An 11561-nucleotide genomic window follows, 5' to 3' on the forward strand; every position below is an offset into this window, starting at 1 on the left:
GCTGGCGCAATGCCAGCCAACACTTTTTCATTCAGCGGAAGACGCTGATTCACGCTGCATCACCAGACTGAGCGCAGCGGGCAATACCGTCAGCGTCATCAGCGTTCCCACCAGCAATCCACCAATGATGGCGTAGGCCATCGGCCCCCAAAACACCTGATGTGAGATGGGAATCATGCCTAAAATCGCGGCGCAGGCGGTGAGAAGAATCGGGCGGGCACGATGCTCAGCCGCTTGGCTTACCGCATCATTGCGCGACATGCCAGCACGCAGATTGCTATCGGCTTCCATGATCAGGATCACCGCGTTGCGGATGATCATGCCAGCCAGCGCAATCATACCGAGCAGCGCGACAAATCCCATCGGCGTGCCGCTGGGCAGCATCGCCAGAACAATGCCAGGCAGTCCAAAAGGCGCCATCGCCAATGCCAGCAACATGCGCGATACGCGTTGCAGCTGCACCATCAGCAGTATCAGCATGACAAACAACGTCACCGGCAAAACGGCAAACACTGAGCCGTTACCTTTATCCGATTCGGCAACCGTGCCCTCTTCATCAAGGGTGTAACCCGGCGCTAATCCGGCACGCAGCTGCTGGACATCTGCGCTGAGCTGCGCGGATGTGGTCTCCGCTTGCATGCCCGCCGCCACATCAGTTTGTACCACCACATAGGGAAAACCCTGGCGACGCCACATCACCGGATCCTGCAATCCCCACTGCAGTGCCGCAACCTGGCCGATGGCAATCTTCGCGCCTGACACGGTGGTCAGTTTCAGCGCAGCGAGGCTCGTTAAGTCCAGCCGGTCAGCATCGTTGGCGCGCAACAGCACATCAACCAGCCGGTTATGATCTCTCACGGTAGTCACGCTTTGACCGGACCATACGCGGTTCAGCAGCTGCGCGATATCCTGTGAAGAGACGCCAGCCGCGCGGGCTGCAGTCTGGTTCACCACAAAGGTGATGACGCGTTCCGGCTCGCCCGCTGTCAGGTTTACGCTGCGCGTCGCGCGGGATTGCCCGAGGATGCTGGCCAGCTTTTCCGCATACTGTTTCACCCGCTCGTAGTGCGGCCCGCTGATGCGATAGCGGATCGGCCAGCCAACCGGCGGCCCCAGTTCCAGCGGCGATACGCGCGTCACCACATCGCTGAAATCGCCTGCCAGCAGGCGATCGAGTTCAGCTTTCAACCGATCCCTCGCCGCCAGATTTTTGGCTACCACGACCAGCTGGGCGATGTTTTCATCATCGTTTAGCACATCCATCGGCAGATAAAAACGCACGGTGCCGCTGCCGCTATAGGAGGAGAAATGGTCGATATTGGTGTTGCCGCTGAGTTTCGCTTCGAGCTGTTCTACCACGCTTAACGTGCGCGCCTGCGAGGCATTTGCGGGCAGCGTGAGGCTGACCAGCAGCTCCGGGCGATCGGATGCCGGGAAAAACTCGCCCTGCAGGTGGCTCATGCCCCAGATGGCGAGCAGCAGCGATGCGCCCGCCAGGCCGAGCGTCAAACCCCGATGGCGTAACACCTGTGAAACCAGACGGCGATAGAGGCGCAGCAACCAACCGGGTTCAGCGTGCGATTTATCTGGCCTTGATGACAGGATCCAGCTGCCGGTCAGCGGAGAGAACAGCACCGCAACGACCCATGAACTGAGCAGCGAGATCAGCACCACCACAAACAGCGAGTAGCAATACTCCCCCGCGCCGGACGCGGCGAAGCCGACGGGAATGAAACCGGCAATCATCACCAGCGTGCCGGTGAGCATCGGAAATGCGGTGGTTTCAAAGGCTACGGTAGCGGCGCGCCAGCGGGAATCACCGGCTTCGAGTCGGGCGACCATGGTCTCCACCGCGATCATCGCGTCATCCACCAACAACCCCAGCGCGATGATCAGCGCGCCAAGTGAAATGCGTTGCAGCCCAATGCCCGCCAGCATCATGCCGGTAAAGGTCATCGCCAGCACCAGAGGAATCGCCGCCGCCACAACTAAACCGGCACGCAGCCCGAGCGAGACGAAAGAGACGGCCAACACAATAACGATGGCTTCCCCGAGCACCCGCACAAATCCGCTGACCGCGTCGCTGACCACCCGGGACTGATCCGCCACTTTCGTTACCTCAATTCCGTGCGGCAGTTGGCTGGCAATCAGCGACATTTTGTCCGTTAACGCGTGGCCAAAATCCAGCATATTGCCGGTCGGCGCCATGGAGATCGCCAGCCCAATCGCTGGCTTACCGTTGACGCGATAGAGCGGCGTTGGCGGTTCCGCCGCCACACGCGTCAGCGTGACGATATCGGTCAGGGGAATGTAGCGATCGTTGATGTGCAGCGTCACGGCGCGCAGGCTTTGTTCCGAGTTGAAGGCACCGCTGACGCGCAGCGCGATGTTATCGCTGTTGGTGCGAATGACGCCTGTGGGTGACAAGGCATTCTGCGCCTGCAAGGCATCGGTGACCTGTTGCAGGCTCAGGCCCATTCCCGCGAGCTTGCGCGGAGAGAAGCTCGCCACAATCTGCTGCTCCTGCACGCCGAGCAACGTAATTTTGCCGACATCCGGTAAGCTCATCAGCCGATCGCGAATCGACTCAACGCGATCGCGTAGTTCACGCGTGCTAAATCCTTCAGCAGTAAAACCGTAAATCGTGCCAAAAGTATCGTCAAAATCATCATTGACCGCCGGTGCCGCAACGCCCGCAGGCAGCGCGGAGCTGACATCCTGCATTTTCTTGCGTACCTGATACCAGATGTCCTGCACTTTGCCGGGCGGCGTGCTGTCGCGCAGATTGACAAAGATAACGGTTTTGCCGGGATGCGTTTCGCTCTGCACGTAATCCAGATAGGGCACTTCCTGCAGCTTTTTCTCCAGCGGTTCAGTCAGCAGTTGCACCGTATCGTCGAGATCGGCACCGGGCCACTGCGCGGAGACCACGGCGGTTTTGATGGTAAAGGCGGGATCTTCGTTGCGCGGCAGCGCCTGATAGCTGAGCACGCCAGCGCCAAGGATCATCAGCATCAGAAAAGCCATCAGCTGTTGATGAGCCAGCGCCCAGGCGGAAAGGTTGAATTTATCGCGAGCGGAAGGTTCACTCATGGCTGCTCATCTCCCCGCGTAACCGCTTCGCCATCGCGCAGTGTGCTGACGCCTGCGGTGACCACGCTTTCGCCTGCCGTGAGACCACTGGCGATATAGACTTCGCTGGCGGTGAAGCGGGAAATCACCACCGTGCGGCGTGTGACCTTGCCGTGCTGCGCATCCAGCACAAACACCGCCGGCTTGTCCGCCAGGCGCGTCAGCACGGATGCAGGAAGGATAAAGGTGCGGGGATCGCTCTCCGGTAGTGCAACGCTGACGCTGGCGCCCAACAGCATCGCTGGCGGTGGATCGTCTAGCGTTAATCGAACCCGCCAGGTCCGCGTTTGCGGGTCGGCCTGCGGGCTGATATCGCGCAGATGCGCCTGCGCGGTGATCGCCGGTGAAGAGAGCAGAGTTACGCGAAAGGTATCGCTGGGGAGCGAGGAAAATGCTGCCGGGAAAGGCACATCCAGAACCACATCCCGCCGCGCACCGCTTGCCAGTGACATCACCGTTTGACCGGTGCTCACGACCTGTCCGGCAGAGGCGCTGACGGCGGTGATCACGCCGCTAAAAGGAGCCGTCAGCTGCGTCCAGCGTAGATTTTCCTGCGCGCTGTTGAGTGCGGCTTCGCTGCTTTGCAGGTGCGCCGCAGCGGATTGCCAATCGGATTGCGCGCTGTCGAGCTGCGCCCGTGCAATCGCACCGGAAGGCATCAACTGTTTCATACGATGTAGATTCAGCGCCGCAACGCGTTCAGCTGCCCGCGCGCTGTCGGTGTCCGCCATCGCGCTGCGTAACGCATTGGCGGTAGTACTGCTCTCTAACGTTGCCAGCACCTGACCGGCGTCAACACGATCGCCCACTTCGGCAGGGCGCGTCAGAATCCGCCCATCCAGCCTGAAACCCAATGATGTTTCGTCGTGGGCATGAATATCGCCGGTCATCTGCACCTGTTGCCCTTGCAGGGCGGGCTTCACGGTGATGAATTTTACCGGTCGGGGAGGCGCGGGTGGTAAGGGATCGCGTGGCCCGCAGGCAGTCAGCGACAAGGCGATGACCACCATGCAGGGCAACAATGGCAGTAACGTTATCAGGCGTTGTGCATCGATAAGATGGTCGGCGGCCTGTTTGACCAGGCCGGTGAAAGAGTCAGTCATGGCGCCACTCCGTACAAGGATTTGGCGCCATTAAAACGGCGAACTGTCGAGATTCGTTGTACGGCGAGTCAAGATCCTGTCAAGAGCGCTTAAAACGGTGCCGGACTGACGTCCGGCAGGAAAATCGCCAGGCTGAGGCCGCCCTCTTTGGGTAGTTTGGCGCTGATCCTGCCGCCGTGCGCCGCGCAGATGGCGCGAGCGATCGACAAGCCTAGCCCGCTGCCGCCTGAGTGGCGCGCGCGCGAGGATTCACCGCGCGTGAAGCGTTCAAACATCTCGGGCAGAAACTCAGGTGCCACGCCGGGGCCATCATCCCTGAATTCGATGCTGCAGCCTCCCGGCACTGCGCGGGCGGTAATATGCAAATGGCCCGCAGGCTTGCCATAGCGCAACGCATTTTCAATTAACACGCTAAACACCTGACCCAGGCGGAAGGGATCGGCGCGGCAGGTGAGCGTGCTGTCTGCTGCCACGCTGATGATCATGCCGCTGGCTTCGGCTTGCGGTCGCACCCAGGCCACGCGCTCCCGCGCCAGTTCTCCGGGGTTGATCTCATGCAGATCCAACTTGAGTTGTCCGGCGTCGGCCAGCGACAGCAGGTGGAGCTCATCGATCAGTCGGCTCATGTGGCGCAGCTGTTTCATGATCATCTCCAGCTGCTGAGGTTCGGGCTGAAACACGCCATCCAGCAGACCTTGTAACCGGCCAATGGCGGCCGTCAGCGGCGAACGGAGTTCGTGTGCCAGCGCCACGTGCGAGGCGCGCAGTTCACGATCGTAGAGCGCCAGCTGCTGGCTCATGCGATTAAAGTCGTGTGCGAAGTGCAACAGCTCCGCCGGCGCGCTTTTTACAATGGTGGCGGCGGAACCAAACTGCCCTTCGGATACCCGATCAGCGGTTTTTTTCAGGTGGCTAAACTGCAACGCCAGCGGGCGGGCGTTGCGCAGAACGGTGAAGGCAACAAACGGCGTAATGATGAAAATCAGGATGATCACCATCAGCCAGTCAGCGGCACCCACCGAAGGATCGGAGTAGCGCACGCCCCAGCGTTCATCAACGATCTCGTGGAAGCGCGGCAGATTGGTTTGCGGATGCGCACGCAGCGTCAGAAATTCCTGGCGCATCGCCGGCGGCATATGGTGGATGATCCACAGGTTTTGCAGCGCAAAGCGCAGGAACATAATCCCGGCGACGGCAATCACCGTGACGATGGCCAGCGTCAAAATGCGCACGCAGATCCAGCGCCATAGCGTTTGAGGAGGTGACTTTTTCATGGCTGTCTGAACCTGTAACCCACGCCGCGCACGTTGAGTAATATCTCGGATAGACCGGCGTTTTCGAGCTTCTTACGCAGGTTATAGACGTGGGTGTCGATCACCCTTTCCAGCGCCTCGCTTTCAGGCATGCAGGTTTCGATCAGATAGTGACGGCTGAGTGCGCGTACCGGCGCTCGCATCAGGGTCACCAGCAGGGAAAATTCGGTTGGCGTGAGTTCAACGCGTGTTGGCTGTTGCTCTGGCTGCGCGACCATTGCAGTCATCGCGGCGGTATTGACCTCAAGCGCCTGCCAGCGCAGCACTTCATCCTCCGCAACGGCCGCCCGGCTGCGGCGCAGCACCGCCTGCACGCGCGCGACCACTTCGCCCGGATGATAGGGTTTCACCACGTAGTCATCCGCGCCTAAGCGCAGCGCGCCGATTCTGTCGGGCGTGTCGGTCATCGCGGTAATCATAATCACCGGCGTGTCCGCGCGGCGTCGCACGGCAGCCAGCACCTCGGTGCCGTTCATGCCGGGCAACATGATGTCGAGCAGAATGAGATCGGGTTTCCACTTCTCAACGCGCTCAAGTCCGCTATGCCCATCGCCGGCAATCTCCACGGCGTATCCTTCACGTAGCAGATAGGCTTCCACCACGTCTGCCGCGTCTGCATCATCCTCAATAACCAATACTCGTCTGTTGTTCATGGCTCACCTTGACAGTTTCTTCATAAATCCCTGGCACGTTATTGACAATGCTTCGGGATACTCCAATCCGTGACGCAACGCCCGGGCAAGGGGCTAAACAGATGGGTAACTGAGGTGACACGATGATAACGAGAAAAAAAGCGCTGTACAGTGGCTGTTTGTTACTGGTCAGTATCAGTACCAGCAGCCGCGCTGATGACAGCGCAGCGCAGGATGGCGTGATGATTGGCGTGGGCGCGCAGACCACGCCGACATACAGCGGCGCAGATAAGCAACGCTGGCAAGCGGTGCCGATGTTGCAGGCCAGAAAAGGTGCCTTTTTCGTCGATTCGCAAAAGGGGATCGGCTACGATCTGCAAAGCGACAGCGGCCTGTATCTGGAGCATTCGCTGGGATATGGTCTGGGCAGGGCAGACAAGGATTCCGACTGGCGCGACGGTTCTGACAAGCTGCGTGGCATGGGCACAATAAATGCCACGCTCAACACCGCTATTGCGGCCGGTTGGGCGGTCTCGCCGTGGCTGGTCCTCGAAGCGAAAGCCGTGCTGCCGCTGACAGACAGTCAGGGCGTGAATTATCGCACCTCGGTAACGTTAATTCCGCTGCAAAGCCAGCAGGATAGCCTTTCCTTGCAGACGTCCGCGCTATTTGGGGATGCGCGTTACATGCAAACCTGGTACGGCGTCAGTGCGCGTCAAAGCGTGAAAAGTGGCTATGCGACTTACTCACCGGCAGCGGGATTTTATGGGGTAGAAACCGACCTGACATGGAGTCATCAGTTTACCCAGCATTGGGGCGGCGCGTTAAGTGCAGGCTACACGTGGCTGGACGATCACGCGGCGGACAGTCCCATCGTGTTCAGGCAGAATCAGCTGACCGCAACAGCGGCGGTGACCTATACGTTTTAAGATTTGAATGGCGTTTAAGCCCGCACCGCTGTAAGGAAATCCACTACAGCGGGCGGCTTGAGTGAGAAAGATTATTTATGCGGAACTTCAGAAATCTCTTTCACGTCACTTTTATTGATTTGCTGCTTCACGCCATTGGCATCGACGTAACCCAGCAGGCCGGTTTCAGCATCCTGTGGTTTGCCATCGGTGACGATGGTGCGTCCATCATTGGTGTGGATGGCGTACGAGGTACGCGTACATCCGGTTAAAGCGGACAGGGCAATAAGCGCAGTAATAGAAAGCAAAATTGATTTTTTCATTAGTCTCTCCAGGCTGTAAAAAGGATATTAATTATCCAGTTCGCTCATGTTGGTAATCTTGTCGCGATTGATCTGCTCAGTTTTACCGGTTTGCGCATCCTTGTAAGAAACAAGGCCCGTGTCACTGTCGATTTGCGGCTTACCAGACGTCACAATCGTGCGTCCGTCGGTAGTCTTAATCGCCTGATTTGAAGAACAAGCGGTTAATGTCATTGCCATAAAAGTGCCAAGAAATGCCGTTGCCAGTACTGTTTTTTTCATCGTGATGAGTTCCTTTCAGTGGAATAAGTTTTAACTACCTAAATAGCTTAGAACATTTTCCCGAAACAGCCAGAAACCCGGCGCATCTGCGCTGTTTAACCCGACTCAGATGGCGGTTCATGCCGCACGCTTAGCGGATCTCATTCACGTACATAAAGTGTTCGGTACTAAAACGGTGGTGCGCCAAAATTACCGGCAGGGCACTTTGGTCAAATGACACTTCATCAATCACCATCACGGCGTGCGGCAAACTCAGCTCCAGCAGCGCCGCATCCTCTTCATTCGCCAGCGTAGCGGTAATTTGTTCACGCACGGCGGCGACGCGCAGGTCGTAGCGCTCAAACAAATAGCGATAAAGCAGCGGCGGTAACTGATCGGCGGGTGGGAAATCGGCCAAACGCGCCGAGGGCAGCACCAGCGTTTCATGCATCGCGGCGATGCCCTTCACGCGACGCAAACGCTTCAGCCGGATCACTTCATCGCCCTGACCAATTTGCAGTTTCTCTGCTTCGTCGGCGCTGGCATGACTCAGTTGATAATCCAGTAATCGGGTATCGGATTGCAGCAATCCGCCGGTTTTATCGTGCAGGCGAAAATACTGGAAAAAGTGGCTGAGATTGTGCAGCGGCGCCCAGCCGGTTACCACGGTGCCGGTTTTGCGGCGTCGCATCAGCATGCCTTCCGTGGTCAGCGCCGCCAGCGCTTTGCGCACGGTGCCCACCGACACACCAAACTTCGCCGCCAGGCTATTTTCACTCGGCAAAATCGTGCCTGCGGGCAGTTCACCTTGCAGGATCGATTCGCTGATATGGCGCTTGACCACTTCATACAGCGGCGCACCTTCACCTTCGCTGAGTCTGGCGAAAGGTTGAGCGTGGTTCGCGTCATAGTTTTTTTGCATGTTTCCGATTACCGATTGACCTCAGTCGTTGAATTGCATTATCTATAAACTATATAGAAATACAACAGACGATAATCCTATGACGCAAAATCCACGTTTTAACAACGCATTAGCGATGATTGCTCATGACGGCGCGCAAATGACGGATGACCTAAAACAGATGCTGGAAGTCGATACCTGCTTCCCGCCGGGCAACGGTTATGGCGCATTTGCTGACCTGATGACGCACTTGTTAGCACCGCTGGATTTTCACTTTGCGCGCGTCTCCGTGCCGGAACATTTATGGCAGGCACCGGACGGTAGCGCGTACGGTGAACGTGTCAATTTGCTGGCATCGCTTGATGCTGGTGCCGCTGAAAACTGCAATCTCTATTTCCACACCGATACCGTTCCCGCCGGCGATGGCTGGCGTTTTCCAGCGCTCACGCTGACCGCAGCGGAAGGCAAGCTGTTTGGGCGCGGCGCGGCAGACATGAAAGGCACCATTGTTGCCGCGATGGCGGCAGTGCGCGCGGCACAGGCGGCGGCCATCCCGCTGCGTTTTAATCCGGTTTTTCTGCTGTGTAGCGATGAAGAGGGCGGCTTGTATCCCGGCATTCGTTATCTGGCGGAACAACAGCTTTTCTCCGGTCACCTGCTCAGCTTCAACGGCGGCGCGGTACCGCGCATTTGGGCCGGTTGCTTTGGCAGCATCGATCTCAAAGTGATTATCACCGGACGTTCGGCGCACTCCGGCGATCCGGTTAACGGCATTAATGCTATTGAAGCGGCGCTGCCAATGATGAACGCGCTTTATCAGCTGAAGCTCGAAGTGGAACAACGCACCTCGGCGATGCCTTCTCCGCCGCACTATCACGGCAAACCGTTGACGTCGCTGCTAACGCTGGCCGCTGCGCAGGGCGGCAGCAAAGGATCAACCATTCCGGAACGGTTTGAGCTGCTGATTAACCGCCGCTACGCGCCGGAAGAGCGCTTTGACGCGGTGTGGCAGGAGCTGACGCACTGTGTGGAAAGTGCGATGCGCGACAGCACCGCGCTCGACGTCACGCTGCAAATGATTGGTCATCTGGCGCCGGTCGCTAATCCAGACGGTCCGCACTGGCCGCGCTGGCAGGCGGCGCTGAGTCAGGGTTTTGGCTTCCAACCCAGCGAGTTCAAACCCTGGGGATCGTCCACCAGTTCCGATATGGGCTGGGTCCAGCAAGCCGGGATTCAGGAGATTTTACTCGGCGGCCTCGCCCGTCCTGACAACCGCATTCATGCCGCCGATGAGTACACCACGCTGGCAGATGTGATCGCACTTTCGCAGTCCATTCTGGCGTATCTCGCCGATGATTTTCAGCCAACCCAGGGTAATTAACTAATCACGAGGAAGAGAAGATGTGCGCAATGAAAGGGTTAAACCGCAGACAGTTTATCGCCAGTTCTACCGCTCTGACGGGCGCAGCGATGCTGCCCTGGTCGTTCTCGGCCCATGCCGCGCAGGTGGCGAGCGCCACGCCGGGCGGCACGGCGCGTAAAGGCGGCGTGCTGCTCATCAGCGTTGATCAAGCCGTCGGCGTGTTAAATCCACATCAGGTGCGCGTCAACCCGGAATATCTGGTAGCGGAACTGCTGTACAGCGGCTTAACGCGTCTGACGCAGGAGATGAAAGCCGAAGCCGATTTGGCGCAATCCTGGCAGGCCAGCGCCGATCTTAAACAGTGGACGTTTACCCTGCGCCCGAACCTGAAGTTCAGCGACGGTTCCGCGCTGACTTCCGCCGATGTGGTCGCCAGCCTGCAGGCGCTGCTTGATCCGAAAAATGCCTCGCCAGCGCTGCATAACATTGGGCCGATTAACGCCGTCAGCGCGCCAGATACCAACACGGTTTTGATTGAAACCGATGCGCCTTACGCCGATTTGCCGGTGATGCTGGCTTATCCGGATGCGAAAATCATCCCCGCCAGTATCGCGCAAGGCCAGTATGACAAGCTGAGCAAAGCCTCGTTCGGTGCCGGCCCTTTCCAGCTGGTCTCCTACGATCCAGAACGCAAAATTGTGGTGAAGCGCAATCCGCATTACTACGATCCGGCGCGTCCCTATCTGGATGGCGTAGAAGTGGTGGTCTATCCCGATGGCATCGCGGAGAGCTCCGCGCTGATCTCCGGTGACACCGATCTGATGCTCAGCGCGCAGTCGAGCGAGTTCGCGCGCCTGTCCAAATCTTCCGGCGTGCTGCCGCTGCGCGTGGCCTCCGGCCAGTTCCTCAATGTGAACATGGGCTGCGACCAAAAACCGTTTAATGATGTGCGGGTACGTCAGGCGCTGGCACTGTGCGTTGATCGTCAGGCGTCGGTGGATTTCGTGGCGGATGGCCTGGGTTCACCGGGCAACGACACGCCGATTAACGGCGCGTATCCGTTCTTCGCCAACCTGGCGAAAAAAGCGGTGGATTACAGCAAAGCCAAAGCGCTGCTGGCGGAGGCCGGTTATCCCAACGGTATCGATTTAACACTCATCGCTTCCGACAAACCGGCCACCCGCACGCAGCTGGGCATCGCCCTGCGCGAGATGGCGAAACAGGGCGGTTTCCGCATCAACGTGCAGACCATGGCGCACAGCACCTATCTCGATCAGGTGTGGAAGAAGGGCAACTTCTACGTTGGCTTCTACAACATGCAGCCGACGCCAGACGCGGTGTTCTCGCTGCTCTACACCTCAACCGCATCGTGGAATGAAACGCGCTGGAACAACGCGGAGTTTGATAAAGCGGTAAGTGCGGCGCGTGAAACCCGTGATGAAGCACAGCGCACCACGCTGTATGGCAAAGCGCAGCAGCTGATGCATGACGAAGTGCCATCGGTGATCCCGACCTTCTTCGATCTGCTCGCCGCCAGCCGCGATTATGTCGGCGGATATCATCTGCATCCGCGCGGTGCGGTATTCCGTCTTGACCATATCTGGTTAACCGACAAAGCGCCGAAGCGCGCAGCGTAAGGAGCGAAC

10 protein-coding genes are annotated in these 11561 nt (G+C 58.4%); 3 read left to right on the top strand and 7 right to left on the bottom strand.

Translation table 11 applies throughout. The features are described from left to right. Positions 1–27: 27 nt before the first annotated feature. The 4 genes from P6287_RS20240 to P6287_RS20255 all read right to left on the bottom strand — a co-directional run bounded on the left by P6287_RS20240 (position 28) and on the right by P6287_RS20255 (position 6201). Positions 28–3093, bottom strand: coding sequence for an efflux RND transporter permease subunit (locus tag P6287_RS20240; protein WP_277975210.1), 3066 nt, complete (start codon positions 3091–3093; stop codon positions 28–30). Further along, positions 3090–4235 carry an efflux RND transporter periplasmic adaptor subunit gene (locus tag P6287_RS20245; RefSeq protein WP_277975211.1) on the bottom strand — a complete coding sequence of 382 codons (1146 nt, stop codon included), beginning with the start codon at positions 4233–4235 and terminating at the stop codon, positions 3090–3092. The genes P6287_RS20240 and P6287_RS20245 overlap by 4 nt, the downstream gene beginning before the upstream one ends. A gap of 89 nt (positions 4236–4324) precedes the next feature. Next, positions 4325–5509, bottom strand: a complete 1185-nt coding sequence (locus tag P6287_RS20250; protein ID WP_277975212.1) for an ATP-binding protein — start codon at positions 5507–5509, stop codon at positions 4325–4327. After that, positions 5506–6201: a response regulator transcription factor gene (locus P6287_RS20255; RefSeq protein WP_277975213.1), complete on the bottom strand. Its 696-nt coding sequence runs from the start codon at positions 6199–6201 to the stop codon at positions 5506–5508. Before P6287_RS20255 ends, P6287_RS20250 begins: the two co-directional genes overlap by 4 nt. Before the next feature lie 122 nt (positions 6202–6323). On the opposite strand from P6287_RS20255, the gene P6287_RS20260 reads away from it, so the two are divergent. Next, positions 6324–7109: a MipA/OmpV family protein gene (locus P6287_RS20260; protein ID WP_277975214.1), complete on the top strand. Its 786-nt coding sequence runs from the start codon at positions 6324–6326 to the stop codon at positions 7107–7109. 71 nt (positions 7110–7180) lie between these two features. Here the strand turns inward: P6287_RS20260 and P6287_RS20265 are convergent, their stop codons facing one another. The 3 genes from P6287_RS20265 to P6287_RS20275 all read right to left on the bottom strand — a co-directional run bounded on the left by P6287_RS20265 (position 7181) and on the right by P6287_RS20275 (position 8573). Further along, positions 7181–7411, bottom strand: a complete 231-nt coding sequence (locus P6287_RS20265; RefSeq protein WP_222184172.1) for a YgdI/YgdR family lipoprotein — start codon at positions 7409–7411, stop codon at positions 7181–7183. A gap of 27 nt (positions 7412–7438) precedes the next feature. Beyond that, positions 7439–7672 (bottom strand): YgdI/YgdR family lipoprotein, encoded by a 234-nt coding sequence (locus P6287_RS20270; protein WP_007885913.1) that lies wholly within the window; start codon positions 7670–7672, stop codon positions 7439–7441. Between the two features lie 130 nt (positions 7673–7802). Beyond that, a complete protein-coding gene (locus tag P6287_RS20275; RefSeq protein ID WP_277975215.1) occupies positions 7803–8573 on the bottom strand; it encodes a GntR family transcriptional regulator in 771 nt (256 codons plus the stop codon). Between the two features lie 79 nt (positions 8574–8652). Between P6287_RS20275 and P6287_RS20280 the strand changes: the two genes are divergently transcribed. Together P6287_RS20280 and P6287_RS20285 are read left to right on the top strand one after the other, a co-directional pair. After that, positions 8653–9933, top strand: a complete 1281-nt coding sequence (locus P6287_RS20280; protein ID WP_277975216.1) for a M20/M25/M40 family metallo-hydrolase — start codon at positions 8653–8655, stop codon at positions 9931–9933. Positions 9934–9953: 20 nt separating this feature from the next. After that, on the top strand, positions 9954–11552 hold the full coding sequence (locus P6287_RS20285; protein ID WP_277975217.1) for an ABC transporter substrate-binding protein: 1599 nt from the start codon (positions 9954–9956) through the stop codon (positions 11550–11552). The last annotated feature ends 9 nt before the right edge of the window (positions 11553–11561 follow it).

Origin of the sequence: Pantoea sp. X85 (assembly GCF_029623675.1) — a bacterium.
GTDB lineage: Bacteria > Pseudomonadota > Gammaproteobacteria > Enterobacterales > Enterobacteriaceae > Pantoea > Pantoea leporis.